At 68.9% G+C, this 17,865-nt stretch carries 16 protein-coding genes; 6 read left to right on the top strand and 10 right to left on the bottom strand.

What is annotated here, in order from left to right:
* Positions 1–18: 18 nt before the first annotated feature.
* The 4 genes from PV781_RS09800 to PV781_RS09785 all read right to left on the bottom strand — a co-directional run bounded on the left by PV781_RS09800 (position 19) and on the right by PV781_RS09785 (position 4,892).
* Positions 19–927, bottom strand: coding sequence for a transglutaminase family protein (locus PV781_RS09800; RefSeq protein ID WP_274775442.1), 909 nt, complete (start codon positions 925–927; stop codon positions 19–21).
* Between the two features lie 7 nt (positions 928–934).
* On the bottom strand, positions 935–3,448 hold the full coding sequence (locus PV781_RS09795) for a circularly permuted type 2 ATP-grasp protein (RefSeq protein WP_274775441.1): 2,514 nt from the start codon (positions 3,446–3,448) through the stop codon (positions 935–937).
* Between the two features lie 836 nt (positions 3,449–4,284).
* Positions 4,285–4,593, bottom strand: a complete 309-nt coding sequence (locus PV781_RS09790; protein WP_274775440.1) for a DUF167 family protein — start codon at positions 4,591–4,593, stop codon at positions 4,285–4,287.
* An 8-nt stretch (positions 4,594–4,601) separates the two neighbouring features.
* A complete protein-coding gene (locus tag PV781_RS09785) occupies positions 4,602–4,892 on the bottom strand; it encodes a YggT family protein (protein WP_274775439.1) in 291 nt (96 codons plus the stop codon).
* A 335-nt stretch (positions 4,893–5,227) separates the two neighbouring features.
* On the opposite strand from PV781_RS09785, the gene PV781_RS09780 reads away from it, so the two are divergent.
* The 4 genes from PV781_RS09780 to PV781_RS09765 all read left to right on the top strand — a co-directional run bounded on the left by PV781_RS09780 (position 5,228) and on the right by PV781_RS09765 (position 8,899).
* The gene (locus PV781_RS09780; RefSeq protein WP_274775438.1) at positions 5,228–5,605 is read left to right on the top strand and encodes a hypothetical protein; all 378 of its coding nucleotides are present in this window, start codon (positions 5,228–5,230) and stop codon (positions 5,603–5,605) included.
* Between the two features lie 389 nt (positions 5,606–5,994).
* Entirely contained in the window at positions 5,995–6,945 is a 951-nt protein-coding gene (locus tag PV781_RS09775) for an acetyl-CoA carboxylase carboxyltransferase subunit alpha (RefSeq protein WP_274775437.1), read from the top strand.
* 223 nt (positions 6,946–7,168) lie between these two features.
* A complete protein-coding gene (locus PV781_RS09770; RefSeq protein ID WP_274775436.1) occupies positions 7,169–8,575 on the top strand; it encodes a L,D-transpeptidase family protein in 1,407 nt (468 codons plus the stop codon).
* A gap of 132 nt (positions 8,576–8,707) precedes the next feature.
* On the top strand, positions 8,708–8,899 hold the full coding sequence (locus tag PV781_RS09765) for a hypothetical protein (protein WP_274775435.1): 192 nt from the start codon (positions 8,708–8,710) through the stop codon (positions 8,897–8,899).
* Positions 8,900–8,903: 4 nt separating this feature from the next.
* On the opposite strand, the gene PV781_RS09760 is transcribed toward PV781_RS09765, so the two are convergent.
* Entirely contained in the window at positions 8,904–9,911 is a 1,008-nt protein-coding gene (locus tag PV781_RS09760) for an NAD(P)H-binding protein (protein ID WP_274775434.1), read from the bottom strand.
* Between the two features lie 102 nt (positions 9,912–10,013).
* Here PV781_RS09760 and PV781_RS09755 point away from each other — a divergent pair, with 102 nt between their 5' ends.
* Positions 10,014–10,919: a LysR family transcriptional regulator gene (locus tag PV781_RS09755; RefSeq protein WP_274775433.1), complete on the top strand. Its 906-nt coding sequence runs from the start codon at positions 10,014–10,016 to the stop codon at positions 10,917–10,919.
* A gap of 17 nt (positions 10,920–10,936) precedes the next feature.
* Here the strand turns inward: PV781_RS09755 and PV781_RS09750 are convergent, their stop codons facing one another.
* A complete protein-coding gene (locus tag PV781_RS09750; protein ID WP_274775432.1) occupies positions 10,937–11,806 on the bottom strand; it encodes a transglutaminase family protein in 870 nt (289 codons plus the stop codon).
* 215 nt (positions 11,807–12,021) lie between these two features.
* Here PV781_RS09750 and PV781_RS09745 point away from each other — a divergent pair, with 215 nt between their 5' ends.
* Positions 12,022–13,200: an NAD(P)/FAD-dependent oxidoreductase gene (locus tag PV781_RS09745; protein ID WP_274775431.1), complete on the top strand. Its 1,179-nt coding sequence runs from the start codon at positions 12,022–12,024 to the stop codon at positions 13,198–13,200.
* 30 nt (positions 13,201–13,230) lie between these two features.
* Here the strand turns inward: PV781_RS09745 and PV781_RS09740 are convergent, their stop codons facing one another.
* The 4 genes from PV781_RS09740 to purF all read right to left on the bottom strand — a co-directional run bounded on the left by PV781_RS09740 (position 13,231) and on the right by purF (position 17,846).
* Positions 13,231–14,727 carry a leucyl aminopeptidase gene (locus tag PV781_RS09740; protein WP_274775430.1) on the bottom strand — a complete coding sequence of 499 codons (1,497 nt, stop codon included), beginning with the start codon at positions 14,725–14,727 and terminating at the stop codon, positions 13,231–13,233.
* 98 nt (positions 14,728–14,825) lie between these two features.
* The gene (locus PV781_RS09735) at positions 14,826–15,410 is read right to left on the bottom strand and encodes a chlorite dismutase family protein (protein WP_274775429.1); all 585 of its coding nucleotides are present in this window, start codon (positions 15,408–15,410) and stop codon (positions 14,826–14,828) included.
* A gap of 73 nt (positions 15,411–15,483) precedes the next feature.
* A complete protein-coding gene (locus tag PV781_RS09730) occupies positions 15,484–16,227 on the bottom strand; it encodes an SDR family NAD(P)-dependent oxidoreductase (RefSeq protein ID WP_274775428.1) in 744 nt (247 codons plus the stop codon).
* A 56-nt stretch (positions 16,228–16,283) separates the two neighbouring features.
* Entirely contained in the window at positions 16,284–17,846 is a 1,563-nt protein-coding gene (gene purF / locus PV781_RS09725) for an amidophosphoribosyltransferase (protein WP_425532379.1), read from the bottom strand.
* Between the last annotated feature and the right edge of the window lie 19 nt (positions 17,847–17,865).

The raw sequence follows: 17,865 nt of genomic DNA, 5'->3' as shown, positions 1-17,865 counted from the left end.
CCCAAGCGCGCCGACCGTTCAGGACGCCGGCGCCTCCGCCGAGGGCTTTTCCACCGGGATCACATCCACGCCCACCGCCAGCCCGTGCTCGCCCGAGGCGACAATGACGCCGTCCACGGGGGCCACGTCCGCATAGTCCCGGCCGATGGCAAGGATGATGTGATCTTCCCCGGCGGGGATGGAATTGGTGGGGTCGAGCCCCACCCAGCCGAGGATCGGCCCGCACCACACCTCGGCCCAGGCATGGGTGGCATCGGCGCCGGCGAGACGCTCCTGGCCGGGCGGGGGCACGGTGCGCAGATAGCCGGACACATAGCGCGCCGGCAGGCCAAGGCCCCGGAAGCCGGCGATCATCACATGCGCGAAGTCCTGGCAGACCCCGCGCCGGGCGGCGAAGGCTTCCGCCGGCAAGGTGGTGACGTCGGTGGTGCCGGGCATATAGGCGAAGTCATCATGGATGCGCGTCATCACCTCCAGCGCGGCGGCGAGGATGGGCCGGTTGGCGGGGCAGCTCTGGGCGGTCCAGTCGGTGATTTCGCCATCAAGGGGAATGGCGCGGCTGGGATAGAGCGCATGGACCGGCGAGGCTGGTCCAAGGTCCGTGCTGGCGAACGCCTCGCGGCGCACCGCATCCACCATGGGCGTCGCCTCGGGATCGGGCAGCACCACCGGATGCACCTCGATGCGGGCGCGGGTGGAGATGTCCAGCCGGTCATGGGGCGTGTCGAAGGTGGCCCAGGCCACCGCATTGCCGAAGAAATCCGTGCCCTGCTCCAGCTCGCTGGGGCGCGGCTGGGTGTTCAGCATATGGGCGATGACATGCTGGTGGGGCATGCGGTCCACCGGCGTCATGCGCAGCACCTGCCGGGCCGAGCGCACGGTTGTGCCATAGGTATAAGTGGTGGTCTGGCGCACGTCGTAGAGCATGGCCACCTCAGTTCGGACCGTGCCATTCCGCGTCGGCGGCGGGCCCCTGGATGAAATAATGGGTGGAAATCTCGTCCGAGAGCAGCATCAAATCCTGCTCCAGGGCGTCGAAATCCTCGAACTCGAACGTCTCGGCGCTGGAAGCGATGAGGTCGGCGCGCATGCGGGCGATGATGCGCTCCGACAGTGGCGGCGGCTCGTCGGGATTGCGGCCGGGCAGCACCTGGAGATGGGCCGCCATGCGCTGCACCTGGAAGGCCAAAGAGCGGGGATTGTCCGGGTCCAGCAGCACCAAATCGAGCACCGGTCCGCGCGCTTCCATCGTCACATAGCGGCTGCGATAGGTGATCTGGCTGTCCGCCAGTTGCAGCAGCACGTCCAGCGCCCCGCTGGGCACGCCCGGCTCGGCGAAGGTGCGGGCATAGCGCAGGAGCACGATGGAGCGCTCGATGCGCCGGCCCATCTCCAGGAAACGCCAGCCGGTGAGCCGGTTCATATTCTCCGAGGCCAGGCCCGAAAAGGCGGCGACGATGCGCAGCGCCGCGTCCGCCCGCTCGTGCGCGTCCGCCTCCGATGGGGCGGCGGGAACGGGGGCGTTGAGGCAGGCTTCCAGGTCCACCAGCGCCCGCCAGGCATCAGGCGAGAAGCGGTCGCGGATGACCGAGGCGGAGGCGCGCGCCGAGCGCACCAGTTGCGGCAGGCCGCCCGGCAGGTCCGGCCGGGTCAGCGCCGCCACGGCGCAGAAACCGGGGGTGGCGCGGGCCATGTTGGCCGGCATGGCCCCCCAGGAGGAGAGCAGCGAGAGAATGCGCGTGACCAGCGGGCCGGAGGAGGATTCGGTCTCCGCGAGGCGGCCGACCAGCGCCCGCACCAGCCGCAGCGTCGCCTCGACCCGCTCCACATAGCGCCCGAGCCAGAACAGATTGTCCGCCGAGCGGCTCGGCAGCGTGCCGGAGGAGCGGCGCACCCGCACATTGTCGGGACTGGGCAAAAGGGTCTGGGTGCCCACCTCCGTGTCGGCCAGAACCCACACATCCGCCGAGCGGTCGCCGCGCTGGATGGAGAAGGCGCGCGCGTCCAGGCTCTCCGCGATGCGGCAGAAGCCGCCGGGCATCACGGTCCAGCCCTCGTCGGTGGCACACAGGAAAACACGCAAGGTGAAGGGCCGCGGCACCAGCTTCTCGCCGGTCCAGACCGGCATGGTGGACAGGCGCGCCACGTCCTGTCCGACCAAGTCGGACCCCCGCCGGGCCATGAGGGCAGACAGGCGCCGCCGCTCGGCACCGGTGAGGTCCGCCCCCAGGACCGAGCCGCGCGGGCCAAGCGCGCTTACCTTCTGGCCGAAGGCGGAGGCGATGACGAGGGAATCCAGATTCTCCATCACCTGGGTCCGCTCGGCCTCCTGCCCGCACCACCAGGTGCCCACATGGGGCAGCGCCAGCGGCCGGCCGAGGAGACGCACGGCGAGGCGCGGAAGGAAGGCCATGAGGGCGGGAGCCTCCACCAGGCCCGAGCCCAGCGCATTGGAGAGCACCAGCGCCTGGTTGCGCACCGCCGAGACAAGACCGGGCACGCCGAGGCGCGAGCGGCCATTCAATTCCAGCGGGTCGGCAAAATCCGAATCCAGCCGCCGCAGCAGCACGTCGATGCGCTTGAGGCCAGCCACCGTGCGCACGAAGGCGGCATCCGAGCGCACCGACAGGTCCTCGCCCTCCACCAGCAGGAAGCCCAGATAGCGGGCGAGCAAGGCATGCTCGAAATAGGTCTCATTGAGCGGACCGGGGGTGAGCAGGCCGATGCGCCCCTCTCCCGTGCGGTCGAGCTTGATGAGCGAATTGCGGAAGGTCTGGAAGAAGCCGGCGAGGCGCTCCATGCGCAATTGCCGGGAGGTGTCTGGAAGGGCGCGGGTGAGGGCAAGGCGGTTTTCGAGCGCATAGCCGACGCCGGAGGGCGCCTGGGTGCGGTCGGACAGCACCCACCAGCGCCCGTCCGGGCCGCGCCCCACATCGGCGGCATAGAATCGCAGGTAGCGGCCGCCCCTCGGCCTCACGCCCACCAGGGGCCGCAGGAATTCCGGGCTGCCGGCCACCGCCGCCGCCGGCAGCGCCCCCTCGCTGACCAGGCTTCCCGGGCCGTAGAGGTCGCGCAGCAGACGGTCCAGGAGTTCCGCCCGTTCGATGAGCCCGGCGGACAGGGCGTCCCAGTCGGGCTTGTCCAGCAGCAGGGGCACATGGCTGAGCGACCAGGGCCGCTCGCGGCCGCCGCCATCGTCATAGACCCGGTAGAAGACGCCGCTGTCGCGCAGATAGCGGTCGGCAGCATCGAAGCGGCGGCGCAGCTCCTCGGGGCCAAGTTCCGCCAACGCAGCCAGGAACGGCGCCCAATGGGCGCGCGGCTGGCCGTCCGCGTCCATCATCTCGTCGCGCACGCCCGGCAGGGGCGCATAGGCACCGACGAAGCTCGCCACTGCCGCCGCTCGAAACGCCTCGGTCCGCTCTTCGCTTCCCGCCACCTGCCCCATCCCGCTTCCCGATCCCCGGCTTCCGGCTCCTCGGAGGTGCACGTCTGGAGCACCCCCGTCAGCCGTCCATTGGAGCCGTCCTTGGAGGTCATCCGCCCGCCGGCCCGCACAGCTCCGGACCACGTCGGCACCTTGATCCAAGGCCTTGTTCGAGAACGCTTTCCCACCGGATGCCCCAGCGCCATCCGATCGAAAACGCCCCTGCGGACGGAAGCAGACGCCCAAGGCAGGCGACCAAGGCCGTCGCTCAAGTCCCCGCTCGGCCCCGCCCCGGCCGGCGCGCTGCAAGCGGCCCTCGGCACATTAGAACAGGTTCCGAAACAGGGGTGAAGAACCTTTTCTCGGCAAAAGGGGCCAACCCTTTGAATTGCCGCAGCTTCCCGATTCTCCGCCGTGGCGCGGCGCGTGCGGTCCGCCGATCCGGCGGCGATCCCCACCCGGCGCGCCGGGATCGCCGCCCGCTCTCTGCGGCGCATTGACGCAAGCGTCCCCTTGGGCCCCCGCAGCGTCCGGCATGTGCGTGCATCTTGGGCGGGATAGCGTTCCGCTTTCCGGCCCGTCACCACAAGGCGGGAGCTTCGCAGGGCTGAAATCCTGCCCTGCATTTTATGCAAGGCTCACGCTGGAGCCCGCGCGGCACCACGGGTTCGGCGTTGCGCACAATGCGTCCATAAATTGTCTTCGAAACGGGCCTGTCCGCGTGGCAGGACAAAGAGGTTTTCCCTCCTTCCCGGAGGGAAAGCCGGAAGGGGGTGCGGCTCCGGCGCGTCAGGGCCGCCGCGCGCCGCGCCTCCTTCTTGGCCCGTGCGATCGCGACCGCCCCCCGGACTGGCGCGTCAGGACAAGCGCGCGGTCAAGGCTGCCACCAGGGCGTCCGCCGGGCCTTCCACATGAAACGACTTGAGCCGCGCCGTCGCGCCGGACACGAGGCGCACCCGCGCCGGGGCCACCCCGCACGCCTGCGCCAGCACCTTGGCCACCGCCTGGGTCGCGGCACCGTCTTCCGCCACCGCCCGCACCCTAATCTTCAGCACCTCGCGCCCATCCGAGAGGGTGACGACGCCGTCGAGGGCGTCGCGCCCGCCCTTGGGGGTGGCGCGCACGCGCACCTCAACCCCGTCCGCCCGCGCCGTCCAGAAGGACATGGCGGGCGTCAGAACACGTAGGGATAGATGTAGAGGCCGATCACCCGCTCAATGAAGAAGATGATCAGGATCAGCACCATGGGCGACAAATCAAGGCCGCCGAGGCTTGGCAGGATGGACCGGATGGGCGCCAGGACCGGCTCGGTGATGCGATAGATGAACTCGCCCACGGAGCGGACAAACTGGTTGTAGGGATTGACGACATTGAAGGCCACCAGCCAGGACAGGACGGCGGCGGCGATCAGCACCCAGACATAGAGCTGGAGCACGATCAGGATGACGTCGAGAATGGCGCGCATCGGCTGGAACTTCCTCGGCAGACTGGCGGCACAAGACGGCTTCCCGCCTCGTTCGCGCATGCAATACCCCAACGGCGGCGCCCTTGAACAGTGCGAACCTCCACCTAAAGCAAGCGGCAGTTTTCCACACGAGGGTGGCGCGAGGGTGGCGCCCCGGGCGGAAACGGGCCCGTCGCCCCGGCCGCGGCACGCGCACCGGCACGGGATGTTTGGGGGTCGCATGTGCCATACCTGTCCAATGCGCGGCGGCACCGGAATTGGGGCAAGATTAATCATTGATATTTTCCAGACCCCTTGCAAAAGTCCGCCCGCAAATCAAAGCCGCGGGGGCAAGGATGAGAAAGCAATTAGAAATCAAAGTAGCCGCCGTTATTCTTTCTGTTTTCGCTGGCGCTCTTTCTATTGACGCAGCGTCAGCGCAGACGGGAAAGCGTGGTGAATTCACGATTCACAATGAAACACCCGGCAATACGGTGGTCGGCTTCTATACAAATGACGGGACCGGCTGGAGCACCAACTGGCTGAGCCGGCCCCTCGAGCCCGGCGACAGCGCCGAACTCGAATTTACCAAGTCGGGCGGCAGCTGCCAGCAGACGCTGCGTGTGGGCTGGCGCGGGAAGTCGGGTGGCGAAGTGAAGGATGAACCCATTCGCATCGACATCTGCAAGGCCAGCAACGTCTACCTCCACGACAACGACATCTCGTTCGATTGAAGCCGCTACGGCGAGAGACGGACCCGTCTCTCGCCATCGACCGGACGGGATGGCGGACCCGGGACGCCCTGTCGCACACGGCGCCTATCCACACTCCTCCGCTCTCGTCCCCATGGCTTTGGAAGGCCGCTGCGGCCATGCCAACCGACACAGCCCCCGATCCAGGACTCCGACCCCAAGGCACCGGCGGAGGCAAGACCGGCGCGCCTTTTGGCGGTTGCCATCTCAGATGCGCCATGTTTCGCCGTTAACCGACCCCCGTGGCGTCCGACTGCGGACGTGGTGGCGCACCGGGCTTGGCCCGGCTTGACACCTCCTCCTGCGGCGGGCAGCTTCCCGCCTCCCTTTCGGGGGCCCTTTTCTCCCCCTCAGAACCTAAGCGGACAGGCATGCGCAGCTATTTGGACTTCGAGAAGCCGGTGGCCGAGCTCGAGGCGAAGGTGGAAGAATTGCGTGCCCTGTCCACCGGGGACGGCGTCGCCATCGCCGACGACGTGCAGCGCCTGGAGGCCAAGGCGGCCGAGGCGCTCGCCCAGCTCTATGCGAGCCTCACCCCCTGGCAGAAGACCCTGGTGGCCCGCCATCCCATGCGGCCGCATTTCGCTGATTTCGCCAAGGGCCTGTTCGAGGAATTCACCCCTCTCGCCGGCGACCGCAAGTTCGGCGAGGACGAGGCCATCATTGGCGGCTTCGCCCGCTTCCGCGGCGAAGCGGTGTGCGTGATCGGCCATGAGAAGGGCTCCACCACCGAGACCCGCATCCGGCACAATTTCGGCATGGCCCGCCCCGAGGGATACCGGAAGGCCGTGCGCCTGATGGAACTGGCGGATCGCTTCAACGTGCCGGTGATCGCGCTGGTGGACACCGCCGGCGCCTATCCCGGCATCGGCGCCGAAGAGCGCGGCCAGGCGGAAGCCATCGCCCGTTCCACCGATGCCTGTCTCTCGCTGAGCGCGCCCAATGTGGCGGTCATCATCGGCGAAGGCGGGTCGGGCGGCGCCATCGCGCTGGCCACCGCCAACAAGGTGCTGATGCTGGAGCATGCCATCTATTCGGTGATCTCACCGGAAGGGGCCGCCTCCATCCTGTGGCGCGACACCGCCAAGGCCCAGGACGCGGCCACCAATATGAAGATCACGGCGCAGGACCTGCAGCGCTTCGGCGTGGTGGACACCATCGTCCGCGAGCCGCGCGGCGGCGCCCATCGGGACCCCGAGGCCGCCATCGCGGCCACCGGCGACGCCATCTCCGACGCCCTCTCGCAGCTGGCGGGCCTGGATCCGGCGGCGGTGCGCAAGGCGCGGCGGGAGAAGTTCCTGGCCATCGGCCGCACGCTCTGACCGGCTGACCGGAATTAACCATGTCGCGCAAATGGTTGGTGAGTAGGTCATCCCAGGGCAAGGATGGCCGGATATGATCCAACCTTGGCCGCATTTTCGCCCTTTGCTGGGCCGGTCGAGCCCCGCTCTTCCCCTTTGGAGCGACATGCGGTAACGACGTGGCAAGGTCAGGGAATCTAGACATGTCGCTCACCGCATCCGGAACGGTTGTTGGAGTTCTGCGTTGAGCCGCCCGCTGCCTCTTCTTCCGCGCCTTCGCCTTGCCGCCCTTGCTGCGGTGGCCGCCCTCGCGCTTGCCGGCTGCAATGGCGAGAATTACGAAACCTCCGCCCGCGCCCGCCAGCCTCTCTCCGCCCAGACGCTCGCGCTCATTTCCGAGAAGGGGATGACGCCGCAGAGCCCGATCCTGATCCGCGTCTACAAGCAGGAGGCGGAGCTTGAGGTGTGGAAGCAGAAGACGGACGGCGATTTCGCCCTCTTCAAGACCTATCCCATCTGCCGCTGGTCAGGCGATCTCGGCCCCAAGGTGAAGGTGGGCGACCGCCAGGCGCCGGAGGGCTTCTATACGATCACCCCGGGCCAGATGAACCCGAACTCCAATTATTACCTGTCCTTCAATCTCGGCTTCCCCAACGCCTATGACCGTGCCTATGGCCGCTCGGGCGACTTCCTCATGGTGCATGGCGACTGTTCGTCCGCCGGCTGCTATTCCATGACGGATGAGCAGATGGCCGAGATCTATGCGCTGGGCCGCGAGGCGTTCGCCGGCGGGCAGAAGTCGTTCCAGGTGCAGGCGCTGCCCTTCCGCATGACGCCCACCAACATGGCCAAGTATCGCAACAACCCCAACATGCCCTTCTGGAAGAACCTGAAGGAGGGCGTGGACGCCTTCGACGTCACCATGCGCGAGCCGAAGGTGAATGTCTGCGACCGGCGCTATGTGTTCAACGCCACCGCCGCCCCCGGCCGCGGCTTCGACGCCACCATGGCCTGCCCCAGCTACACCATCCCCCCCGCCATCGCGCAGGCCGTGCAGGCCAAGCAGCATGCGGACGAGCAGAAGGTGGCCGCGCTGGTGGGCAGCGTCTCGGCGCCCTATAGCCGCGCCGGCATCGATGGCGGCATGCACCCCATCTTCCTGGCCAGCTACAAGGAAAAGAATCCGGGCCAGGAGTTGAAGACCATTCCGCCGGGTCCCGCGCCGGGCACCATGCCGGGCCGCACGACCAACCCGCCGAACGTGGCGGATGACGGCTTCAGCCCGGTGGGCTCGCCCGCCAATACCCATGTGACCACCAACACCTATGGACGGTCCCTGCTGGCGCTGCGCGCGCCGGAGGAGCCCGGCTCCAACCCGCACGCCCCTGCGCCCGCCGCGACACCCGCGTCCGGCAGCCTGTCCATCGCCAACCTGCTTGGCGGCGGCGCGAAGGAAGAAGAGGCGCCGGACACCTCCGCCACCATGGCGGACAACGCGCCCTTGCCCCTCCCGCGTCCTGCAAGTGCGCCGAGCGGCGCCACCGCCTCCGTCTATGCCCCTGCCCCGCAGCAGACGGCAAGCCTGGCCACCGGCAGCTTCGTGCCCGCCCCGGGCTCCCTCGCCACGGGCACGTTCACACCCACGCGCTGATCCGGGCGACGCAGCGCGGGCAACCGGGTCCGCCGAGGCGGCCGGTCGCGCATGTTCGTGCGCGCGGGAAGCATTTCGCGCTAAAGTCTCCATGCCTTCGAGCTGGGCAGGAGGCCTGCGGGAGCGTGCGCCATGTTTCTCGACGAAAAGATGCTGGGCCCCCGGCCCGAGCCCCTTCCCGAGCGGCCGCAGCGGCGCCTGTCCGCCCGCGGTGAACGGGTGCTGCTGGGCATCCTCGCCTTCAACCTCCTGATGCTTCTGGCCGCCCCCATCGGCGGGGCGACCATCCTGCAAGGGCTGGCTTTGCTGCTCCTTGGGCGCTGAAGCCTCACCCCTGCCGCGGCGCGGCAAGGGGGGCGGGACCGCCATGGCCGCCCATCCCCACGCCCAGCCCCTCCAGCGTCGCTTGCACGGCCGCCTCCAGCGGCGTGTGCGGCTCCTCGCCCAGGAAGGCGACCAGGCGGCGATTGTCGAGCCGCGCGGGCTGGCGCCACAGGGGCTTCATCTCCCGCAATTCGCGCATGGTTTCGTTGAAGGGCGCAATCAGCGCCAGCAGCCACCAGGGAAAGGCCCGCACGGGCAGGCGCGCGCCCCCAGCCGCGCGCCGGATGGCCTCGATCATGGCGGTGCCGTCCGCATCCCACTGGCCTTCGAAATGAAAGCGGGCGAAGGCCGGCAGTTCGCCTTCCCGTCCGGCGAGGCGGGCGAAGGTCTCGGCCACGTCGGGCAGATAGGCCCAGGCATGGCCGACCCCGGGGGCACCGGGATAAAGGATGGAGCGCAAGGGCTTGCCGGGCTTCACCAAGCCCTGCCCGAACCAGTTGTTGCCGGTGCGCGGCCCGAAATAGTCCCCCGCCCGCAGGATGAGCGAGCGCACGCCCCGCGCGGCGGCCGCTTCCAGCCGGGCCTCCATCTCCACCCGGATCCGCCCCTTGCGGGTCGCAGGCCGCTGGGGGGCGTCCTCGGCCAGGAGCGGATAGGCGTCCGGCCCGTAATTATAGATGGTGCCCGGCAGGAGAATGCGCGCGCCGCTCGCCTGCGCGGCCGCGATCGTGTTGTCCATCATGGGCAGGACCAGCCGATCCCAGGCGCGGTAGCCGGGCGGATTGACCGCATGCACGATGAGGGCGGAGCCGCGGGCCGCGTCCACCACCCTCTCGCGGTTCATGGCATCGCCCTGCACAGTGTCCCAGTCGGCGTGGGCCGGCCCCTTGGCGCGGTCGCGCACCAAAGCGCGGATGGTCCAGCCGTGGCGGGCGAGGGCGAGCGCGGTTTCGCCACCGACGCCGCCATGGGCGCCGACGACCAGGGCGATGCGGGACGGGGTCACGGACATGACGGACTTCCTTCGGATCACGGTTTCAACGTGACGCCACATTGCCCGCCGGAAGGCTCCATATAAATTGACGAGAATGATTGATCGGCTAGTCTCTTTTTTATGAGCCTACCCTCTCTCGACGCCATCGACTGGGAACGCCAGCGCGCCTTCCTGGCCGTACTGCGGGAGGGCAGCCTTTCCGGCGCGGCGCGGGTGCTGGGGGCCGCCCAGCCCACGGTGCGCCGGCGGATCGAGGATCTGGAGCGGCAATTGGGCGTCGCCCTCTTCACCCGCTCCCCCGCCGGCCTTACCCCCACCGCGCTCGCCCGCGAACTGGCCGCCCCGGCGGAGGCCATGGCGGCGGCCGCTGCCGCCTTCGCCCGCACCGCCTCGGCCGAAGCGGGCGCCATGGCGGGCACGGTGCGCATCACCGCCAGCGAGGTGATCGGCATGGAGGTGCTGCCGCCCCTGCTGACGCGGGTGCGCGAGGCCCATCCCGGCCTCGTCTTCGAGCTGGCGCTCACCAATCGCAACGAGGACTTGCTGGCCCGTCAGGCGGACATTGCCGTGCGCATGGTGCGCCCCGTGCAGGAGGCGCTGGTGGCGCGGCGCGTGGGGGTGATTGCTCTGGGCCTGCACGGCCACACCCGGCTGCTGGACGCCTGGGGTCGGCCCGCCACCCTGGCGGAGGCCAAACGCCTGCCCATGGTGGGCTATGAGACCGAGAATGCCGCCGTGCGCGCCTTCAAGGCCATGCACGGCCTTGAACTGACCCCCGACACTTTTGCCTTCCGATCAGACAGCGACCTGGCGCAACTGGCCGCCATCCGGGCCGGGCTGGGCATTGGCATCTGCCAGGTGGGCCTTGCCGCCCGCGCGCCCCAGTTGGAGCGGGTGGTGCCGGATCTGACCTTTCCCCTGGAGACCTTCGTCGTCACCCACGAGGACCTGCGGGACGTGCGGCGCGTGCGGCTGGTGTTCGACGCCCTGGTGGAAGGGCTCACCGCCTATGCGGGAGGGGGCTGAACTCCCCCGGCCTGATTTCACCACGCCGGAGTGACCGTGACCTCCACATCCATGCCCTGGAAGACATTGTTATTGCCGAGATACGTGCCGGACACGGGCGTGGCGAGGTCCATGGTGCGGGCGACCGCCACCGGAATGAGATCGCCCCCCGCCACCGTGCTGTTGGTGGGGTCGAACGCGACCCAGCCGGCGCCTGGCAGGAACACCTCCGCCCAGGCATGGGTCGCGCCCTGGTCCTGCGGGCCGAAGGGGATGCGGTTGGGCGTGAACAGATAGCCGGAGACCAGCCGGACCCCGAATCCCAGCCGCCGCGCCGCCTCGGCGAAGAGGACGGCATAGTCCCGGCAGGAGCCAAAGCCCAGGTCCAGCGTCTCCAGCGGCGCCTGCGCGCTTTCAAGGGTGCGGATCACATAGCGCAGGCGCTTGGCGATGCCCGCATTGAGGTCGGACAGCAAGGCGAGCGTGTCGGTGCCCGGCCCGGCGACGAAGCTCTGCGCGAAGGCCATGAGGCGCCCGTCCGGATCGGGCGCATGCAGGGAGGTGAGATGGCCAAGATCGGCCCAGTCCGAATCGGAATAGCGGAAGGGATAGGTGCGCGCCTCCGGCGACAGGGCGGTGCGGGGCGGCCGCGGCTCCGACAGTTCCACCGTTGAGAGGGCCTGGATGGACAGGCGGTCGGTGGGCGCGGGAAAGACCACCGTGGCCAGGCCGTTGCCGAACACGTCGGCGCCAAAGGACAGCTGGCCATAGGGATCGGTGAGCACCTGGTGTCCCAGCAGGCGCACACTGCCCCACTCGCGCGGACGCAGCAGCAGGCGATGGGGACACAGGCGCACGGGCTCGGCGTAGCGGTACGTGGTCCGATGGCTGATCCTCAAGGTGATCAAGCGATGCCCTCCCCTGCGGGCCCGGCACGCGCGAGCCGATACGCTCGGCGCCCGCACGACCTTGCCTTGCACCATATAGGCACGACAGCCGCGCTGACGCATGCGTTCCGTGCACGGCAGCATCGGCGCGCATATGGACTTGGCCATTGTGTCCCCGCCCCTGCATCGGCCATAGCTGGAGAATCAGGGCGAACAGAACAGCAGAGACCTTCCAGATGGCCGACACCTATGACGTGGTGGTGGTGGGGGGTGCCGTCACCGGCAGTTCCACCGCCTATCACCTGGCCGCGGACCCCACCTTCGGCGGCCGCGTGCTGGTGGTGGAGCAGGACCCCAGCTACCAGCGCTGCGCCTCCGCGCTTTCGGCGGCCTCCATCCGCCAGCAATATTCAACCGCCATCAATGTGGACATCTCGCTCTACGGGATCACCTTCCTGCGCGAGATCGGGGAGCGGCTGGAGGTGGACGGAGACCGGCCGGAGATCGGCCTGAAGGAAGGCGGCTATCTCTTCCTGGCGACGGCGCGCGGCGAGGCGGCCATGCGCGCCTCCAACGCCCTCCAGACCGGACGCGGCGCCGACATCGCTTTGCTCGATCCCGAGGCCCTCGTCGCCCGCTTCCCCTGGCTGAGCACCGAGGGCATCGCGCTCGGCAGCCTGGGGCTCACCGGGGAAGGCTGGTTCGACGGCTATGGCCTCATGCAGGCCTTCCGCAAGAAGGCCCGGTCACTGGGCGTCACCTATGCCGCCGCGCGGGCCGAAGGGCTGGAAATGAGCGGCGGTCGCGTGACCGGCGTGCGGCTTTCCGACGGGCGGACCGTGTCCTGCGGGGTGGTGGTGAATGCCGCTGGCGCCGGCGGAACGGCGCTCGCCCGTTCGGCCGGCGTGGAGATCCCCGTCGCCAACAAGAAGCGGATGATCTTCACCTTCACCTGCGCCGATCCGGTGCCGGACTGCCCGCTGATGATCGACCCCACCGGCGTCTATGTGCGCCCGGAAGGCACCGGCTTTCTGTGCGGCACCTCCCCGCCGGAGGACGAGGACCCCGACAGCACCGACTTCGAGGTGGATCACACCTTCTTCGAGGAGCGCATCTGGCCGGTGCTCGCCGAGCGCGTGCCCGCCTTCGAGCGCATCCGCCAGGGCCGCGCCTGGGCCGGGCACTACGACATGAACCTGTTCGACCACAATGCCATTCTGGGCGCCGCGCCGGGTGTGGACAATCTGTTGCTGGCGAACGGCTTTTCCGGCCACGGCCTGCAGCAGTCGCCCGCCGTCGGGCGGGGGCTGGCGGAGCTGATCACCTATGGCGGCTATCGCAGCCTCGATCTCTCCCCGCTCGCCTATGAGCGCCTCACCCGCGCCGCCCCCTTGCTGGAGACCGCGGTCGTCTGACCGCGGCCCCCAACCGGAAAGGGTCGCCGATCAGCCCTCGTAATGGTCGGCGACCAGCTGGTTCAACAGCCGCACGCCCCAGCCCGAGCCCCAGCTCTTGTTGATGTCGCTGCTGGGCGAGGCCATGGCGGTGCCCGCCACGTCCAGATGCGCCCAGGCGGTCTTGTCCACGAAGCGCTGGAGGAACTGGGCCGCGGTGATGGAGCCGCCATTGCGGCCGCCGGTATTTTTCATGTCGGCGAACTTGGAATCGATCAGCTTGTCATAGGCGGCCCCGAGCGGCATGCGCCACACCGTCTCGCCGGTCGTCTCGCCGGCCGCCGCGATGCGCTGGGCCAGTTCGTCGTCATTGGAGAACAGGCCCGCATGCACGGTGCCAAGCGCCACCAGGATGGCGCCGGTGAGGGTGGCCAGGTCCACCATGAAACGCGGCTGGAACCGCTCCTTGGCGTACCAGAGCACATCGGCCAGGACGAGCCGGCCCTCGGCGTCGGTATTGATGATCTCGATGGTCTGGCCGGACAGGGAGGTGACGATGTCGCCGGGGCGCTGCGCCGCGCCGTCGGGCATGTTCTCCACCAGGCCGATGACGCCCACCGCATTCACCTTGGCCTTGCGGGCGGCCAAAGCGTGCATCAGGCCGGTGACGCAGGCCGCGCCGCCCATGTCGCCCTTCATGTCCTCCATGCCGGCCGCCGGCTTGATGGAGATGCCGCCGGTGTCGAAGGTCACGCCCTTGCCGATGAAGGCCACGGGCGCCTCACCTTCCGCGCCGCCATTCCAGCGCATCACCACCACCCGGCTCTCCTTGATGGAGCCCTGGCCGACGCCCAGCAGCGCGCGCATGCCGATTTCGGAGAGCGCCGCATCGTCCAGCACCTCCACCTCGACGCCGACATTGCGCAGGGCTTCGGCCCGGCGGGCGAATTCCGGCGGGTCGAGCACGTTCGGCGGCTCGTTGACAAGGTCGCGGGCGAGGATGACACCCTCGGCCAAGGCCTTGCGCGACGCCCAGGCGGCGCGGCCGGCCGTCTCGTCCGCCACCAGCAGGGTCACCGTCAGCGGGCCACGGTCAGCCTCGCCATCCGTCCGGCGGGTCTTGTAGCGATCGAAGCTGTAGGTGCGCAGCTGGAGGCCGAGGGCGATTTCCGCCGCCGCCGCCGGGGCGACATTGGGGCTGGGCAGATCCACCACCACGGTGGCCGTGCGGGTGCCGGAAGGCAGGCGTCCGGCCGCGATCCCGCCGAGGCGCAGCCAGTCGGCGTCCTTCAGGTCCTCCGCCTTGCCGACGCCCAGCACGATCACGCGCGGCGCTGTCAGCTTTTCGGGCGCCAGCACGTCCACGGCGCCGCCAAGCTTGCCCTTGAAGCGGTCCGCCTCCATGGCGCGGCGGATGGCGACCGTGGCCGGCTTCAGCACCGCCTGCGTGGCCTTGCCGAAGGCGAGGGTCTCGTCGGTGAGGACGATGAGGACACCCTCGGACGGCGTGCCGTGCTTTGCGAAATGGGTCAGGACGGGCTCGGACATGAACGCTCCGGAAGGCGAAGGATCTGGAAAAGGCAGGACGGGCAAGCCGTCCGTCCCTTGTCTAGACCCTCACGCGTCCGGCGACAAACGCAAGCGGTCTAGGGTCCGTCGGCACCGGCTGCGGCGGACAGGCGGATGTCCACTTCGCGGTCCACATAGACCCATTCCTCCGTGCGGCGGAGTTGTCCGACCATGTCCTCAAAGGCGGCCTTATGCTCCGGGGCATATTCGAACCAGGTGAGGAAATCGAACGGGCCGCCGAACTCGCGCGCATGATGCAGACGGCGCGCCACGCCCGGCAGATAGGCGAGCCCGATCTCGATGTGGCGGGAGCGGTCCTCGAAAATGGCGCGCCGCTCATCCTGCGCCAGGTCCCACCATGCCTGGGTCTTGCGGATGGGAATGAGCGCCGCGCAGCGCGCCTGCGGCCTGCCGAGCCCCTCTTGCCGAGCCTTCAGCGCGGCCTCTTCGGCGTGGGTCGTGTAGCGCAGGTTGCTGGTGGTGCCTTCCAGGGACCAGAGAGGCGGAGAACCTCCGGCATCCGGGCCGGTCAATTGGGAACCGGAGCGCACCGCCAGCCGTGCAGCGGTGGGCAGGGGCTCGCCGATCACGGCGGACACGCCCGTGATGGACCATTCACCGGTTTCACCAGCGGCGAACCGCACGCGCAAAGGATAAGGCATAGCTTAACGCTATGCGGAATGTGCTGGCCTGTACAGGGTCGTTGAAGGCCGCGCGCCGCGCGTCGCGCAGGGATCAGGCCGGCGCCTGGAAATCCAGCATCCGGCGCGTGGGATAGTCATAGAGCTTGCCGGTCACGTCGCAGGACGGCAGGCAGAGCGGCACGATGGCGGCGGCGGCCTCTTCGGGCGCCGGCAAGGTCTGCGCATCCTCGAACGGGAAGGCCTTGGCCCGCATGCGGGTGCGGATGGGGCCGGGATTGAAGAGGTTGACCTTCAGATTGGTCGTGACGGTTTCCGCCGCCCAGGTGCGGCCCAGCAATTCCAGCGCGGCCTTGGTGACCGCATAGGGCCCCCAATAAGCCCGCGCCTTGTGCACCGCGCCCGAGGAGACGAACACCGCGCGCCCCGCCGAGGACAGGCGCAAGAGCGGATCGAGGGAGCGCACGAAGCGGTAATTGGCCGTCACATTGACGGCCAGGGCCTGGTCGAAATCCTTCGGGTCCACATGGCCGAGGGGGGTGATGGGGCCGAGCACGCCCGCATTGCCCACAAACACGTCGAGACGCCCATAGCGCTCATAGAGCGCGGCGCCCAGACGGTCGATGGCGTCATAGTCGGTGACATCCAGCGGCACGAGGGTTGCGGAGCCGCCGGCCGCCGACACCGCATCGTCCAGTTCCTCCAGCGCCCCTTCGGTGCGGCCGATGGCCACCACATGGGCGCCGGCGGCGGCAAGCGCCACGGCGGTGGCCGCCCCGATGCCCCGCGTGGCGCCAGTGACGAGTGCGATCCTGTCGGCGAGCGGCCGGTCGGTCATGGGTCAGGTCTCGTGCGAAGGAGGGTGGCCTCCCCCGCGCGGGAGGAGGCGCCGGATCAGCTGGCTTCGGCGAGCAGGGAGAGCTGCTGGGCGGCCACCGCGCCCGACCGGTCGGTCAGGGGGGTGGGATAGTCGCCGGTGAAGCAGTGGTCGGTGAACTGAGGACGAACCGGGTCGCGCGCCTCATAGCCCATGGCGCGATAGACGCCGTTCACGGACAGGAAGGCCAGCGAATCCGCGCCGATATAGCGCCGCATGCCTTCCAGATCGTGGGTGGCGGCCAGCAGCTTGTCCCGGTCCGGCGTGTCGATGCCGTAATAATCGGGATGGGTGATGGGCGGCGAGGCGATGCGGAAATGCACTTCGGTGGCGCCCGCATCGCGCATCATGCGCACGATCTTCACCGAGGTGGTGCCGCGCACGAGGCTGTCATCCACCAGCACGATGCGCTTGCCGGCCACCACGGAGCGGTTGGCCGAGTGCTTCATGCGCACGCCCTGGTCGCGCACCGACTGGGTGGGCTGGATGAAGGTGCGGCCCACATAATGGTTGCGGATGATGCCGAGCTCATAGGGGATGCCGGACACCTGGGAATAGCCGATGGCCGCCGGCACGCCGGAATCCGGCACCGGGACGATCACGTCCGCCTCGACACCGCTTTCCTGGGCCAGAACCTGGCCCATGGTCTTGCGCACCTGATAGACAGACCGCCCGCCCACCACGGAATCCGGCCGGGCGAAATAGATGTACTCGAAGATGCACGGGCGCGGCTGCATCTCGGGGAAGGGCCGCAGCGACTGGATGCCCTCCTCGTCGATCACGACCACTTCGCCATTCTCGATGTCGCGCACATAGGTGGCGCCGATAATGTCGAGGGCACAGGTCTCGGAGGCGAGGATATAGGAACCTTCGAGCACGCCGAGCACGAGCGGGCGGATGCCCAGCGGGTCACGGGCGCCGATGAGCTTCTTGTTGGTGACCGCCACCAGCGAATAGGCGCCCTCAATGGCCCGCAGCGCGTCCACGAAGCGGTCGACGAAGCGCGGCTTCTTGGAGCGGGCCACCAGATGGAGGATCGCCTCGGTGTCGGTGGTGGACTGGGTGATGGCGCCTTCGCGCACCAATTGGCGGCGCAGCGTCAGTCCGTTGGTGAGGTTGCCATTGTGGCCAACCGCGAAGCCGCCGGCATCCAGTTCGGCAAACAGCGGCTGCACGTTGCGCAGCAGCGTCTCGCCGGTGGTGGAATAGCGCACATGCCCGACCGCGATATGGCCCGGCAGGCGGTCGATGACGGCCGCGTCCGAGAAGGCATCCGCCACGAGGCCGAGGCGCCGCTCGGAATGGAAACGGTTGCCGTCATAGACGACGATGCCCGCCGCCTCCTGGCCGCGATGCTGGAGCGCGTGGAGGCCGATGGCGGTGATGGCCGCCGCGTCGGGATGGTTGAAGATGCCGAATACGCCGCATTCCTCGCGCAGCCGGTCGCCATTGAGGTCGAGATCCAGGTTGAGCGGCCGCGCCTCTTCGCGCGCCCCCTGAACCTGCCTGTCCCGCGCCTCAACGCCCATATGCCCCGCAGCGCCATGCCCGGGGTGCGAACCTTCGCTCTCCATGTCCATCTTACCCTCCGCTCGGCGG

Origin of the sequence: Aquabacter sediminis (assembly GCF_028863665.1) — a bacterium.
In the GTDB taxonomy this organism is placed as follows: Bacteria; Pseudomonadota; Alphaproteobacteria; order Rhizobiales; family Xanthobacteraceae; genus L1I39.
This window is presented reverse-complemented; position numbering and strand designations above follow the sequence as displayed.